The organism is Pseudomonas cichorii (genome assembly GCF_019719005.1).
GTDB lineage: Bacteria > Pseudomonadota > Gammaproteobacteria > Pseudomonadales > Pseudomonadaceae > Aquipseudomonas > Aquipseudomonas cichorii_E.
On sequence record NZ_JAIGPJ010000004.1, the window covers coordinates 187402 to 202078 of the forward strand.

The 14677-nt window shown below is 59.0% G+C and carries 10 protein-coding genes; 4 read left to right on the top strand and 6 right to left on the bottom strand.

Translation table 11 applies throughout. The features are described 5' to 3' along the window. Positions 1–3 precede the first annotated feature (3 nt). Positions 4–1269, top strand: a complete 1266-nt coding sequence (locus K5D32_RS05895) for a putative porin (RefSeq protein WP_221599460.1) — start codon at positions 4–6, stop codon at positions 1267–1269. 131 nt (positions 1270–1400) lie between these two features. On the opposite strand, the gene K5D32_RS05900 is transcribed toward K5D32_RS05895, so the two are convergent. The 3 genes from K5D32_RS05900 to fadD1 all read right to left on the bottom strand — a co-directional run bounded on the left by K5D32_RS05900 (position 1401) and on the right by fadD1 (position 8628). Further along, complete coding sequence (locus tag K5D32_RS05900) at positions 1401–2522, bottom strand: beta-ketoacyl-ACP synthase III (RefSeq protein ID WP_221599461.1); 1122 nt, start codon at positions 2520–2522, stop codon at positions 1401–1403. Positions 2523–2842: 320 nt separating this feature from the next. Beyond that, positions 2843–6754, bottom strand: coding sequence for an ATP-dependent RNA helicase HrpA (hrpA, locus tag K5D32_RS05905; protein WP_221599462.1), 3912 nt, complete (start codon positions 6752–6754; stop codon positions 2843–2845). 182 nt (positions 6755–6936) lie between these two features. Next, positions 6937–8628, bottom strand: coding sequence for a long-chain fatty acid--CoA ligase (fadD1, locus tag K5D32_RS05910; protein ID WP_221576042.1), 1692 nt, complete (start codon positions 8626–8628; stop codon positions 6937–6939). Positions 8629–9074: 446 nt separating this feature from the next. On the opposite strand from fadD1, the gene K5D32_RS05915 reads away from it, so the two are divergent. Next, positions 9075–10019, top strand: coding sequence for an alpha/beta hydrolase (locus K5D32_RS05915; RefSeq protein ID WP_221576195.1), 945 nt, complete (start codon positions 9075–9077; stop codon positions 10017–10019). Between the two features lie 38 nt (positions 10020–10057). Then, positions 10058–10528 carry a MaoC family dehydratase gene (locus tag K5D32_RS05920; protein WP_025261438.1) on the top strand — a complete coding sequence of 157 codons (471 nt, stop codon included), beginning with the start codon at positions 10058–10060 and terminating at the stop codon, positions 10526–10528. 181 nt (positions 10529–10709) lie between these two features. Here the strand turns inward: K5D32_RS05920 and ccoM are convergent, their stop codons facing one another. The 3 genes from ccoM to K5D32_RS05930 all read right to left on the bottom strand — a co-directional run bounded on the left by ccoM (position 10710) and on the right by K5D32_RS05930 (position 11557). Continuing rightward, positions 10710–10820, bottom strand: coding sequence for a cytochrome c oxidase subunit CcoM (gene ccoM / locus K5D32_RS26110; RefSeq protein ID WP_025261439.1), 111 nt, complete (start codon positions 10818–10820; stop codon positions 10710–10712). A gap of 158 nt (positions 10821–10978) precedes the next feature. Beyond that, a complete protein-coding gene (locus K5D32_RS05925) occupies positions 10979–11137 on the bottom strand; it encodes a hypothetical protein (protein ID WP_198727444.1) in 159 nt (52 codons plus the stop codon). Positions 11138–11218: 81 nt separating this feature from the next. Further along, positions 11219–11557: an aspartate-semialdehyde dehydrogenase gene (locus K5D32_RS05930; protein WP_221576044.1), complete on the bottom strand. Its 339-nt coding sequence runs from the start codon at positions 11555–11557 to the stop codon at positions 11219–11221. Between the two features lie 216 nt (positions 11558–11773). Here K5D32_RS05930 and rapA point away from each other — a divergent pair, with 216 nt between their 5' ends. Further along, positions 11774–14620, top strand: coding sequence for an RNA polymerase-associated protein RapA (gene rapA / locus K5D32_RS05935; protein ID WP_221599463.1), 2847 nt, complete (start codon positions 11774–11776; stop codon positions 14618–14620). The last annotated feature ends 57 nt before the right edge of the window (positions 14621–14677 follow it).

The window sequence follows — 14677 nt, forward strand, 5'->3', positions numbered from 1 at the left end:
GACATGCGTCTTGTTTCTACACGTACTGCAGCCGCCCTTTCCGGCAGCCTGGCACTGGCCATGAGTGTTTCCGCCAATGCCGCAGTCGACGCTAAACTGCTGGACATGCTGCGGGCCAACGGCTCGATCAATCAGGCTCAATACGCTGAACTGCAGACCGAACTGGCAAAAGACCAGCAGGCTCAGAAACAGGCTCTGGCAGATATCCAGCAGAGCAAATCCGCCTCTCAGGCCGAGTTCGAGAAAAAGATCGCCTGGGCCACCAAGACCCAGTTCAAGGGCGATGTGCGGGTACGTCAGGAAACCATCAACATCGACGGCCAGACCAACGCTCAGGACAAAGACCGCCAGCGTATCCGCGCGCGTCTGGGTGCCTACACCGAAATCAACCCGCAGGTGAGCACCGGCATTCGTATCGCCACCGGTGGCAGCAGCGATGCACGCTCCACCAACCAGGATCTGGATGGCTACTTCGTCAAGAAAGACCTGTGGCTGGACCTGGGCTACATCGACTACGCCCCGACTGCGGTCAAGGATCTGCATGTGATCGGCGGCAAGATGAACCAGCCGTGGGTCAGCATGGGCGACGTCATCTGGGATAGCGACATCAACCCGGAAGGTCTGGCTGCCACCTACAAACTGCCGCTGGGCGGCAAGACCGAGCTGTTCGGCAGCGCCGGTCATTACACCCTCAAGGACAACATCGACGGCGACGGCACCCAGTTCCGTCACGACCTGACCATGTACGCCGGCCAGTTGGGTGCCCGTTTCGCACCGACCGACGACCTGAAAGTCACCCTCGGCGGCAGCATCTACGGTTTCCGTAACGACAAGGACAGTGCTGCCCTGCGCGTCAACGGCAACACCACCAACCAGTTCCGTCTGTATGAAGGTTTCGGCCAGATCGACATCAGCGGCCTGGGCTTGCCTCTGGCGCTGTATGGCCAGTACGTCGTCAACAATGACAGCACTGACGATCAGGATACTGCCTGGCTGACCGGCGTGAAAACCAAGGTGTTCGGCTTCAACCTCGACTACAACTACCGCGATACTCAGCGTAACGCTGTGGTCGGCGCCTTCACCGATTCGGACTTCGCCAACGGCACTACCGGTTCACGCGGCCACAAGCTGAAAGTGGGTTACGAAATCGACAAGAACTTCGCTGTCGGCGCGACCTACTTCCTGACCAAAGCCGACTACGCTACTTCCACCAGCCCACGTGATGCGGATGTTAATACTCTGCAGCTGGACGTAGAAGCCAAGTTCTAACGCAAACGTAAAACAGCTACACGCTCTCGTTTTTTACAGGCTGGCCTTGGCATATCGATCCCCATCATCCGTCGATCTGCCAATGCCAGCCTGTCTTTCTTTTCAGGCTCTGTAGCCGTTCAAGGTCGTGATCAGTGCTTGCGCAGGATCACGCTGCCAATCGAATACCCCGCCCCGAAAGAACTGAGTACGCCCAGCGCGCCTTTGGGCAAGTCGTCCTGATAGGAGTGAAAGGCAATCACCGAGCCGGCCGAGCTGGTGTTGGCGTAGGTGTCGAGAATCACCGGTGCTTCTTCCACCGAGGCTTCGCGCCCCAGCAGCTTCTTGACGATCAGGTGGTTCATGCTCAGGTTGGCCTGATGCAGCCAGAAGCGTTGCACGTCGCTGGCATTAAGCCCGTTCTCGTTCAGGTGCGTACCTACCAGCTCCGCCACCATCGGGCAGACATCGCGGAATACCTTGCGGCCTTCCTGGACGAACAGTTTGTCCGGCGCGCCTTCGCCCTCATCCGAGGTGCGATTGAGAAAACCGAAATTGTTGCGGATGTTGTTGGAGAACGTGGTCAGCAGTTTGGTGCTGACGATATCGAACTGGTACGGGGAAGTGGCCTGATCGGCGCGCTCGACCACCACAGCCGTGGCACCGTCGCCAAAGATGAAATGGCTGTCGCGGTCGCGGAAATTCAGGTGCGCGGTGCAGATTTCCGGGCTGATGACCAACAGCGCACGGGCCTGGCCCAGTTGCACGCTGTTGCAGGCAGCCTGAATGCCAAAGGTGGCCGAGGAACAGGCGACGTTCATGTCGAAGCCATAGCCCTGGATGCCAAGGGCCGACTGGATTTCGATGGAAATAGCCGGGTAAGCGCGTTGCAGATTGGAACAGGCGACGATCACGCCATCGATATCGGCAGCCGTCTTGCCTGCGCGCTGCAAGGCTTGCTCGGCAGCCGCGACGCCCATCTGGCAGAGAATCGACCACTCGTCATTGGAGCGTTCCGGCAGGTTCGGCTTCATGCGCTGCGGATCGAGGATGCCTTGCTTGTCCATCACAAAACGACTTTTGATACCCGAGGCCTTTTCGATGAACGCAACGCTGGACTCGCTCAGCGCCTCGACTTCACCACGCTCGATGGCGGCAGCGTTATCGCTGTTGAATTGGGCGACATAGGTATTGAAAGACTGCACCAGCTCTTCGTTCGAGATGCTGTTGGCCGGGGTGTACAGGCCTGTGCCGCTGATGACGACGTTGTGCACGGTCGTTCCTCTCTTATGAGTGTTGCAGGTGGTAGTACGGTAAGTGGCGACCAACAACTTATTGGAACCAGCGTACCAATACGCATGTAAATACTGTCTGCGGGGATAAGACAAAACCCGCGGCACACTTCAAGGCAAGACGCGAAGTGTGCCATAACGGCGGGGGTTTGGCGCTAGTCAGGCGACCGGGAACGGGGATGCAGACTTTGTAGGACCGGATTTATCCGGGAAGAGGTCTGTACTTCCAGAGCCTCTTCATCGGCAGAGAGAATGCCTTCCCGGATAAATCCGGTCCCACTGCTTGTACAGAAACAGCGCTATCAGCCTTCCACCTGACTCCATTGCTTGTTCAGGCGTTTATCCGACACCGGCATTTTGGTGCCCAGTTGCTGAGCGAACAGGGACACACGATATTCCTCCAGCCACCAGCGGTAGACCGCCAGTTCCGGGTCGCGCTTGCCTTCCTGGGCATGTTTGGAGGCGCGGGCCTGGTATTGCGCCCACAGGCCGGACAGCTCAATGCTCCAGACCCGATCCTTCTGCACCTGCCCCGGCAGTTTTTCCAGACGGATTTCGATGGCCTTCAGATAACGCGGCAGTTCCTTGAGCCACTGGGCCGGGGTTTCGCGCACGAAACCCGGATAGACCAGTTGCCCCAGCTGGGACTTGATGTCGTTCAGCGCCACGGCCTGAGACAGGTCGATCTTGCCCTTGAAGCGTTTTTGCAGGCCGTGCCAGAGCTTCAGAACCTCCAGCGTCAGCTTCGCCAGACGCTCGGCATGCTCGCTCCAGTTGCCACGCTTGCGCTCGGCCAGCGACAGCAGGCCTGCACCGTCACGCGGCAGCTCCGTTTCGCCTTCCAGAATGCAGGTATCGAGGCTGGCCAGGAGGATGTCTTCCACCAGCGCATCGATACGCCCCAGCTCCCGATGCAACAACGCCAGCTCGGTCTGCCCCGGCAGCTTGCTGCGCAGGAACTTGGCCGGCTCTGCCAGTTGCTGCAACAGCAAGCGCTGCAAGGCACGGCGATGTTGATACTCGGCTTCGGCCTGAGTCGAGAACCGCCCTTCCTTGACCGTGCCCGCCTCTTCAACCAGAGCCGGGTACACCGTCATGGACAGGCCCGCGATGTTTTGCTGAGTCTTCTGCGCGACCGGGGCAAACACCTTGGCTTCCACCGGCTGCTGACTTTTCGCACTTTGCGGCACGGCCAATGCTGCCTGACTGGCTTCGGCAAAACGCGCCGTCAGTTCAGCCAGGTCACGCCCTTCACCCAGGAACTTGCCGCTGCCGTCGAGGATTTCCAGGTTCATCTTCAAGTGGCTTTCAAGTTGCTGGGCCGCTTCGGCCCAGGCTTCGTCCGCCACTCTGGCGCCAGTCATGCGCAGCAGTTCACGCCCCAGGGCCTGAGGCAACGAGCCTTCGCCAAAGGTGATGCGTTGCAGAGCCGCCTTCACGAAGTCGGGCACCGGCACGAAGTTCTTGCGAATAGCCTTGGGCAAGTTGCGAACCAGCGCAATGCACTTGGTTTCCAGCAAGCCCGGCACCAGCCATTCCAGTCGCTCCACCGGCAACGACAACAGCAGCGGCGCAGGCACGCGCAGGGTGACGCCGTCACGCGGATGATTGGGCTCGAAATGGTAGGTCAGCGCCAGGCTCAGTTCGCCCAGGCGCAAGGTGTCAGGGTACTGAGCGGCCGTCACTTCACTGGCTTCGCGGGCCAGCACGTCTTCCTCGCGCATGATCAACAGCTGCGGGTCTTTCTGGCTGTTGACCTTGTACCAGCTGTCGAAGGTGGCGGTCTGGTGAATCTCGGCGGGAATCCGCGCCTCGTAGAAACTGTAGAGCGTGTCTTCGTCGGCCAGAATGTCGCGACGCCGAGCCTTGGCTTCCAGTTCGTCCAGTTGCTCCAGCAGGCGCGTGTTGGCGCTCAGGCACTTGGCGCGAGACTGGATATCGCCACGCACCAGCCCTTCGCGGATAAACAGCTCGCGGGAAACCACCGGGTCCACAGGGCCGTAATGCACCGGACGACGAGCGACCACGATCAGGCCGAACAGGGTGATCTGCTCGAAAGCCACCACCTGCCCGCGTTTTTTCTCCCAGTGCGGCTCAAAATGGTTCTTCTTGACCAGATGCCCGGCCAGCGGCTCGATCCAGTCGGAATCGATTTTGGCGACCATCCGCGCATAGAGCTTGGTGGTTTCCACCAGTTCGGCGGTCATCAGCCATTGCGGGCGTTTCTTGCCCAGCCCCGAGGACGGATGAATCCAGAAGCGACGCTGACGTGCCCCCAGGTAATCGCCCTCTTCCGCCTTCTGGCCGATCTGGCTCAGCAGGCCGGAGAGAATCGCCTTGTGGAATTTGGGGTAATCGGCTGGCTCCTTGTTGATCGTCAGTTGCAGGTCACGGCAGATCAGACTCAGTTGCCGGTGAGAATCGCGCCACTCCCGCAGCCGCAGGTAATTGAGGAAGTTGCGGCGACACCAGTTGCGCAACGGGCTGGCGGTCAGCGCCTGACGTTGCTCCTCGAAACCGCGCCACAGATTGACCAGCCCGGCAAAGTCCGAGTCGGCATCCTTCCATTGCGCATGGGCCTGATCGGCAGCCTGCTGACGCTCGGGCGGACGTTCGCGCACATCCTGCACCGACATGGCGCTGGCCACGATCAGGACTTCCTGAAGACTGCCCTGCTTCGCCGCTTCAAGCAGCATGCGACCCATGCGCGGGTCAACCGGCAGCCGCGCCAACTGGCGGCCCAATGGCGTGAGCTGGTTCTCGCGATTGACGGCGGACAGCTCCTGCAACAGGTTGAAGCCGTCGCTGATGGCCTTGCCGTCTGGCGGTTCGATAAACGGGAAGGCCGTGATTTCACCCAGACGCAGGTGCAGCATCTGCAGGATGACCGCCGCCAGGTTGGTGCGCAGAATCTCGGGGTCAGTGAATTCAGGACGCCCGTTGAAATCCTCTTCGCTGTAAAGACGCACGCACAGCCCAGGCTCGACCCGCCCACAACGGCCCTTGCGCTGGTTGGCACTGGCCTGGGAAATGGCTTCGATGGGCAAGCGCTGAACCTTGGCGCGATAGCTGTAGCGGCTGATACGCGCCGTACCGGTGTCGATCACGTAACGGATGCCCGGCACGGTCAGGGACGTCTCGGCCACGTTGGTCGCCAGCACCACACGCCGCCCCGGATGCGACTGGAAGATGCGCTGCTGTTCGGCAGGCGACAGACGCGCATACAACGGCAGGATTTCAGTGTGTTTGAGCTGAGCCTTGCGCAGCACTTCCGCCGCGTCACGGATTTCCCGCTCGCCGGGCAGAAACACCAGCACATCGCCGGGGCTCTTGCGCTCGCTGCGCTCGAAAGCCGCCAGCTCATCCAGCGTGGCCAGAATCGCCTGATCCACGGTCAGGTCGTCTTCGACGCTGTTGCCTTCTTCGTCCTGCTCGCTGGTGAGCGGACGATACCAGGTGTCCACCGGGAAAGTACGGCCGGAGACTTCAACGATGGGTGCCTTGTCGAAATGCTCGGAGAAACGCTGCAGGTCGATGGTGGCCGAGGTGATGATCACCTTCAGGTCCGGACGACGCGGCAGCAGGGTTTTCAGGTAGCCCAGCAGGAAGTCGATGTTCAGGCTGCGTTCGTGGGCCTCGTCGACGATGATGGTGTCGTAGCGTTCCAGAAAACGGTCATGCTGGGTTTCGGCCAGCAGGATGCCGTCGGTCATCAGCTTGATAAGGGTATTGCTGTCGCTTTGATCCTCGAAACGCACCTGATAACCGACCAGTGCGCCCAGCGGCGTGCTCAGCTCTTCCGCGACCCGGCTGGCAACGCTGCGCGCCGCGATACGACGTGGCTGGGTATGGCCGATCAGGCCGTGCTGGCCGCGACCGATTTCCAGGCAGATCTTGGGCAACTGGGTGGTTTTACCCGAACCGGTCTCGCCAGCGATGATCAGCACCTGATGCTTGAGCAGCGCTTCCTTGATTTCATCGCGCTTGGCGGCAATCGGCAGGTTTTCGTCATAGCGAATCGGCGGCACGCTGTCGCGCCGGGAAGTCACCTGGGCAAAAGACGCCTGCACCTTCTCCACCCACTGCGCCAGCTTCGCTTCGTCAGGCTTCTTGCGCAGCTCGTGCAACTGACGACGCAAGCGATGGCGATCGCTGATCATCGCGTGATCGAGGTTTTTCAGCAGTTGGTCGATGGAGGGAGATTCTTCGGTCATCAGGCGCGCAGGGTCTTTTTGAAGATGCGGGGCGCGGATTGTCGCAGATTGGGGCGGGTCATGCAGCCAACCGAACATTGGCCTTGATGAATGCAAGTGTGCCTACCAAGAGTTTTTTGAGCCTTCGCGGGCAAGCCCCCTCCCACAGAACCGTGGGAGGGGGCTTGCCCGCGACAAAAGCACTACTTCTTGACGCCCAGCTTTTTCAGTTCTTCGTCACGCAGTTCGCGGCGCAGGATCTTGCCAACGTTGGTGGTCGGCAGGACATCGCGGAACTCGACGCTGCGCGGCACCTTGTAACCGGTCAGGTTGGCGCGCATATGCTCCATGACCTGCTCTTTGGTGAGGGTAACGCCCGGTTTGGCGACCACGAAGACCTTGATCGACTCACCGGATTTCTCGTCCGGTATGCCGATGGCTGCGCATTGCAGTACGCCCGGCAAGCCTACCAGCACATCTTCCAGCTCGTTCGGGTAAACATTGAAACCCGAGATCAGAATCATGTCTTTCTTGCGGTCGACGATACGCATGTAGCCATCGGGCTGGATGATGGCGATGTCACCGGTCTTGAGCCAGCCTTCAGCATCGAGCATTTCGTCGGTGGCCTCCTGGCGCTGCCAGTAGCCCTTCATCACCTGAGGGCCCTTGACGCACAGCTCACCCACTTCACCCAGTGGCAACTCGTTGCCCGCATCGTCGATGACTTTGCACAGGGTCGAAGGCACTGGAATACCGATGGTGCCTATCTGGATGTTGCTGATGGGGTTGACCGTCGCCACCGGACTGGTTTCGGTCATGCCGTAACCTTCGCAGATCGAGCAATTGGTGACTTCCTTCCAGCGCTCGGCCACTGCCAGTTGCAACGCCATACCACCGGACAGGGTGACTTTCAGGCTGGAGAAATCCAGGTTGCGGAATTCCTGGTTGTTGCACAGCGCGACGAACAGGGTGTTGAGCCCCACGAAACCGCTGAACTTCCACTTCGACAACTCCTTGACCATCGCAGGCAGATCGCGAGGGTTGCTGATCAGGATGTTGTGATTGCCGATGAGCATCATCGACATGCAGTGAAAGGTGAAAGCGTAGATGTGATACAGCGGTAGCGGTGTGATGAGGATTTCGCAACCTTCGTGCAGGTTGGAACCCATCAGGGCCTTGCATTGCAGCATGTTGGCGATCAGGTTGCGGTGGGTGAGCATCGCGCCCTTGGCCACACCTGTTGTGCCGCCGGTGTATTGCAGCACCGCGACATCGGAGTTCGCGGGCGAGGCTTCCTTGACCGGCTGGCCACGGCCCTTGCTCAGGACGTCATTGAACTTGATGGCGTGGGGCAGGTGATAAGCCGGCACCATCTTTTTCACGTATTTGATGACGCTGTTGATCAGCAGTCGCTTGAGCGGCGGCAGCAGGTCGGCCACTTCGGTGACAATGACATGCTTGACCTGGGTTTTGGGCACGACCTTCTCGGCCAGATGCGCCATGTTGGCCAGACAGACCAGCGCCTTGGCACCGGAGTCATTGAACTGGTGCTCCATTTCCCGCACGGTGTACAGCGGGTTGGTGTTGACCACAATCAGGCCGGCACGCATGGCGCCAAATACTGCTACAGGATATTGCAGGACGTTGGGTAACTGGACCGCGATGCGATCACCCGGCTGCAGGTCGGTATGCTGTTGAAGCCAGGCGGCGAAAGCACCCGAGAGTTCGTACAGCTCACCGTAAGTGATGGTCTTGCCCAGATTGCTGAAAGCCGGTTTATTGGCGAAGCGCTCACAAGACTGCTTCAATACGGCCTGGACGTTGGGGTACTCATCAGGATCGATGTCGGTAGCGATACCGGACGGGTATTTATCCTTCCAGAAGTTCTCGATCATGCAAGCCAGCTCCGTAGCGATAGCGAATTCTTCACATCGCTGTACGCGATGATTTTTTTGTGTTTTGGAATTATGCAGTTCCCGCTTTTTCCGCTGAATGACTGGCAGAAAGCGGGCCGAGATTAGCAGCTTTGCCAAAGGCCGCCTAGAGGCAAAAAAGCCCTCACCAGTCACTTTCATGACTCTTGAATAGCAAAACGTCATTTTTAGAGCAATGATTCTATTTGTTACGAATGTAACTGAAAACAGGGGGCCAAACGCCCCGCCCCCTATCCTGCAATGCCTTCTTCTAAACGCTGCGTCCAGACACGGGCAACCACTATTCCCCCCTCCAATACCTGCTGCAGGTCACCGTGAATCTTGCAGTCGGGCAACCTGAAGTCGTCATCGGCGATACACTGAATGAACACCTCATTCGGGCATCGATCCAGACTCGGGAAATAACCATGAACCACGAAGCCTTCTGGCTCGATGCCAGTGATAACACCCGTCTTCATGTCAATGCATGGCTTGCGGCAGACGCGCCAAAAGCCGTCGTGATGCTGTCTCACGGCATGGCAGAACACAGTGGTCGTTATGAAAGGCTGGGCACGGCACTGAATGCGGCTGGCATCGCGTTGTATGCCCATGATCAGCGCGGACACGGGCTGACGGCCGCCAACGGGGAACAGGGTCATTTCGCGGACGAGGACGGCTGGAGCAAAGTGGTGGGCGACCTGGCAACCCTGAGCCAGACCATCGGCCAGAAACACCCTGGCCTGCCGCTGTTCCTGCTGGGCCACAGCATGGGCAGCTACATTGCCCAGGCATATCTGATGCACCACGGCGCCAGCCTGCAAGGCGCGATTCTCAGTGGCTCGAATTTCCAGCCGGCTTCGCTCTATCGCAGTGCTCGCCAGATTGCGCGCCTGGAACGCTGGCGCCAGGGGCCCAAGGGGCGTAGCGCCCTGATCGAATGGCTGTCGTTCGGCTCGTTCAACAAGGCATTCAAACCGGCACGCACACGTTTCGACTGGCTCAGCCGCGACCATGAAGAAGTCGACAAGTACCTCTTCGATCCTCTTTGCGGTTTTCGTTGCACCAATCAGTTATGGTTCGATCTGCTCGGCGGGCTGCAGAAAATCAGCAAGCCGTCCAACCTGAAACAGATCGACCCGGGCCTGCCGTTGCTGATAATTGGCGGCGAATGTGATCCGGTGAGCGATGGGAAGCGTCTGAAAGATCTTGCTCATGCATTGGGAAAGGCAGGTCATCAAGTCGTGCAACTTGAGATCTACCCCGAGGCGCGACATGAACTGCTCAATGAAACCAATCGCGATGACGTTACCCGTGATTTGATCGACTGGCTGCTGCGCTCACTCGAACAACCACGTCCGCACCGGGCCGAATGACTCCTCCCGGTCTAAATATCCATTTTCAGGACAGCCACATGACCCAGGTCACCAACACACCTTACGAAGCACTTGAAGTCGGTCAGACTGCCAGCTACAGCAAAACGGTGGAAGAACGTGATATTCAGCTGTTCGCCGCGATGTCGGGCGATCACAACCCGGTCCATCTGGACGCCGAATATGCTTCAAAGACCATGTTCAAGGAGCGTATCGCTCATGGCATGTTCAGTGGTGCGTTGATCAGTGCGGCAGTGGCCTGCGAGTTGCCTGGGCCGGGCACTATCTATATCGGTCAGCAGATGAGCTTCCAGAAGCCGGTGAAACTGGGCGATACCTTGACCGTACGCCTGGAAATCCTGGAAAAACTGCCGAAATTCCGCGTACGCATCGCGACCCGCGTATTCAACCAGAACGATGAACTGGTGGTGGATGGCGAAGCTGAAATCCTCGCGCCTCGCAAGCAGCAGACCGTTGACCTGACCGTACTGCCGGAAATCACCTTCGGCTGATAGCAGGAGCGAATTCATTCGCGAAGGCCCATTGAATCCGATAAAGATATGTCGTGTTCAATGCCGTCTCGCGAATGAATTCGCTCCTACCGGTCGCATATGGCTTTTTTCCAGGCAAAAAAATGGGCAACCGAAGTCGCCCTAAATGCCTTGCGTGCTCTTGTTATGGAAGGCCTGAGCCTTACTTGCGCTTTTGCGAGTCCTTCCAGATAAAAAGTCCGAAGCCTGCGAAGAAAACAAGCATCAGGCCGACGGTGACGACACCTGCGACAACCACATTGTCCAGAAACATAACTTCGCCTCCTGCTCTGCCCTGTTCGATGGAGCTAGATTAACCAGAACGGCGCGCAAAGAAATTGACCCAGATCAGTGATCCCGAAGCTCGCAAGTGAGCGTGGGGACAACTGATCCGGGTCAACGGATCTTGAACGGGGTATGGAACAGCAGGTATCAGCGCTTTTTCGGCTTCTTGCCGGACTTTTTCTTGCCACTGAGTGGCATCGCCTGCTCAAAGGCATTGCGTACTTCATTAAGGCGTTTGTCGTTCAGATCGTGAACACGTCTGGCGCGCTCGGCGCCCAGATCGATCAGCTTTTCATCTTCGCTCATGACTGCAGCTCTCGGACACTCGGTATCAGGAGCAATAATGCTCAATCGTAGCGACGATGACCAGCGAGGATACATCGCACCTCACACCTCGACATCGACCCACAGACCTTGACGCGGCTCATTGTCGATCAGGGGAACGACAGGCACGGTGTTGTCGGCATTCAGGGAAGTACCGGGAACGGCCAGATGCTCGATGTATTCGCCCTCTTCTTCATGATGCTGACGCTGTTGCTGCTGGCGCTGCTGCTCTTCACGCAGCATCAAGGCACTTCGCTCGGCATCTTCATGGCGAAGGTCGATATTGGTTTCACTGGAGCTCGGTTGCACCGGGGCGACAGGTGGTATGTCCGGCATGCGCTTGGCCGGGTCCAATTGCGACGTCACGGGTACCACACTCAGCGGAAGCGTCGGTTGCAGCATGATTTTCGTCTCCTGTTATTTGGGCTTTCGGCTGCCATTCCGTCGACTTGAACGCCTTTCGGGAAAACTTTTCGACTATGTTTGGCGTAATAAGTGCCCGAAAGGGCGTATTTGTCATGATTGATGCCGATAACAGGTGTTTTTTCACTACCGACTTTGGCTTCAGGGCGTGTTCCGTTAACATAGTCGGCTTTTCAAAAGCGGGAGTCAGGCAGCATGGCGCAGCAGTATCAACCGGGGCAACGCTGGATTAGCGACAGCGAAGCCGAGCTGGGTTTGGGCACCGTTCTGGCACAGGATGGCCGCTTATTGACCGTGCTCTATCCGGCCACTGGCGACACGCGTCAATACGCACTGCGTAATGCCCCGTTGACCCGGGTACGTTTTTCTCCGGGCGATGTGATCACGCACTTCGAGAACTGGAAGATGACCGTGCGCGAAGTCGAGGATGTCGACGGGCTGCTGGTCTACCACGGCCTCAACGCACAGAACGAAGCCGTCACCCTTCCGGAAACCCAGTTGTCGAACTTCATTCAGTTCCGCCTGGCTACCGACCGCCTGTTCGCCGGGCAGATCGACCCGCTGGCGTGGTTCTCCCTGCGTTACAACACCCTTGAGCACACCAGCCGTCAGTTGCAGTCCTCTCTGTGGGGTCTGGGCGGCGTACGCGCCCAGCCTATCGCTCACCAGTTGCACATTGCCCGTGAAGTCGCTGACCGCATCGCGCCACGGGTTCTGCTGGCAGACGAAGTAGGCCTGGGTAAAACCATCGAAGCCGGCCTGGTGATCCATCGCCAGCTGCTTTCAGGCCGCGCCAGCCGCATCCTGATCCTGGTCCCGGAAAACCTTCAGCACCAGTGGCTGGTTGAAATGCGTCGTCGCTTCAACCTGCAGGTCGCCCTGTTCGACGCCGAGCGTTTCATCGAGAGCGATGCCGGTAACCCGTTCGAGGACACTCAGTTGGCGCTGGTTGCCCTGGAGTGGCTGGTCGAGGACGAAAAAGCCCAGGACGCCCTGTTTGCCGCAGGCTGGGACCTGATGGTGGTCGACGAAGCCCACCACCTGGTCTGGCACGAAGAAAAGGTCAGCCCTGAATACTCGCTGGTCGAGCAACTGGCCGAAGTCATTCCCGGCGTCCTGCTGCTGACCGCAACCCCTGAGCAACTGGGCCAGGACAGCCACTTTGCCCGTCTGCGCCTGCTGGACCCGAACCGTTTCCATGACCTGCACGCCTTCCGTGCCGAAAGCGAAAACTATCGCCCGGTAGCCGAAGCCGTTCAGGAACTGCTGGACAAAGGCAAGCTGTCGGACAAGGCCCACCAGACCATTCATGGCTTCCTGGGCGCCGAAGGTGAAAGCCTGCTCAGCGCCGTGAACGCTGGCGATGAAGAAGCCAAGGCGCGCCTGATCCGCGAGCTGCTGGATCGCCATGGCACCGGCCGCGTGCTTTTCCGTAATACCCGCGCCGCCGTTCAGGGCTTCCCTGAGCGTCAGTTGCATCAGTATCCGCTGCCCTGCCCTGCCGAATACCTGGAACTGCCACTGGGCGAGCATGCCGACCTGTACCCGGAAGTCAGCTTCCAGTCGCAGCCGGAGATCACCGAAGAAGAACGCTGGTGGCGCTTCGACCCACGGGTTGACTGGCTGATCGACACCCTCAAGATGCTCAAGCGCGTCAAGGTACTGGTCATCTGCGCCCATGCCGAAACCGCCATGGACCTGGAAGACGCGCTGCGCGTGCGTTCCGGCATCCCGGCCACCGTATTCCACGAAGGCATGAACATTCTGGAGCGCGACCGCGCAGCAGCCTACTTCGCCGATGAAGAGTTCGGCGCGCAGGTTCTGATCTGTTCGGAAATCGGCAGTGAAGGCCGCAACTTCCAGTTCTCCCATCATCTGGTGCTGTTCGATCTGCCAGCGCACCCGGACCTGCTGGAGCAGCGTATCGGCCGTCTGGACCGTATCGGCCAGAAGCACACCATCGAGCTGCACGTGCCGTTCCTGGAAACCAGCCCGCAAGCGCGCCTGTTCCAGTGGTATCACGAGGCGCTCAATGCGTTCCTCAATACCTGCCCGGCCGGTAACGCCCTGCAACACCAGTTCGGCCCGCGCCTGCTGCCGCTGCTGGAAAGCGGTGACGACGATGAATGGCAGAGCCTGATCGACGAAGCCCGCACCGAGCGTGAGCGTCTGGAAAGCGAACTGCATACCGGTCGTGACCGCCTGCTGGAACTCAACTCCGGCGGCGCTGGCGAAGGTGAAGCACTGGTGGAAGCGATTCTGGAGCAGGACGACCAGTTCACCTTGCCGATCTACATGGAAACCCTGTTCGACGCCTTTGGTATCGACAGCGAAGACCATTCGGAAAACGCCCTGATTCTCAAGCCGAGCGAAAAAATGCTCGACGCCAGCTTCCCGCTGGGCGACGACGAAGGCGTGACCATCACTTACGACCGCAACCAGGCGCTGTCTCGTGAAGACATGCAGTTCATTACCTGGGAACACCCGATGGTTCAGGGCGGCATGGATCTGGTGCTGTCCGGCTCCATGGGCAACACCTCGGTGGCGCTGATCAAGAACAAGGCTCTCAAGCCTGGTACCGTGCTGCTGGAACTGATCTACGTCAGCGAAGTGGTCGCGCCGCGCGCTCTGCAACTGGGTCGCTACCTGCCGCCTGCTGCACTGCGCTGTCTGCTGGATGCAAACGGTAACGATCTGGCCAGCCGCGTGTCGTTCAGTACCCTGAACGATCAACTGGAAAGCGTGCCACGCGCCAGCGCCAACAAGTTCATCCAGGCACAGCGCGATGTGCTGACGCCCAGGATCAACGCCGGTGAGGAACGAATTGCCCCGAAACACGCCGAGCGCGTGGCCGAGGCACAGCGTCGCCTGGCAGCCGATACCGAAGAGGAACTGGCACGCCTGACAGCCTTGCAAGCCGTCAACCCGACCGTTCGCGACAGCGAACTGGTCGCCCTGCGCACCCAGCGCGAACAAGGCCTGGCCATGCTTGAAAAAGCAGCGCTGCGCCTGGAAGCGATCCGGGTGCTGGTGGCTGGCTGATAGCCTGTTCGCGAATAAATTCGCTCCTACGCTGTAGGAGCGAATTCATTCGCGAAA

Bases quoted from the DNA above. Each gene is read 5' to 3' on its own strand.
- K5D32_RS05895 (WP_221599460.1), top strand. From the start codon at position 4: ATGCGTCTTGTTTCTACACGTACTGCAGCCGCCCTTTCCGGCAGCCTG.
- hrpA (WP_221599462.1), bottom strand. From the start codon at position 6,754: ATGACCGAAGAATCTCCCTCCATCGACCAACTGCTGAAAAACCTCGAT.
- fadD1 (WP_221576042.1), bottom strand. From the start codon at position 8,628: ATGATCGAGAACTTCTGGAAGGATAAATACCCGTCCGGTATCGCTACC.
- K5D32_RS05915 (WP_221576195.1), top strand. From the start codon at position 9,075: ATGAACCACGAAGCCTTCTGGCTCGATGCCAGTGATAACACCCGTCTT.
- K5D32_RS05920 (WP_025261438.1), top strand. From the start codon at position 10,058: ATGACCCAGGTCACCAACACACCTTACGAAGCACTTGAAGTCGGTCAG.
- ccoM (WP_025261439.1), bottom strand. From the start codon at position 10,820: ATGTTTCTGGACAATGTGGTTGTCGCAGGTGTCGTCACCGTCGGCCTG.
- K5D32_RS05925 (WP_198727444.1), bottom strand. From the start codon at position 11,137: ATGAGCGAAGATGAAAAGCTGATCGATCTGGGCGCCGAGCGCGCCAGA.
- K5D32_RS05930 (WP_221576044.1), bottom strand. From the start codon at position 11,557: ATGCTGCAACCGACGCTTCCGCTGAGTGTGGTACCCGTGACGTCGCAA.
- rapA (WP_221599463.1), top strand. From the start codon at position 11,774: ATGGCGCAGCAGTATCAACCGGGGCAACGCTGGATTAGCGACAGCGAA.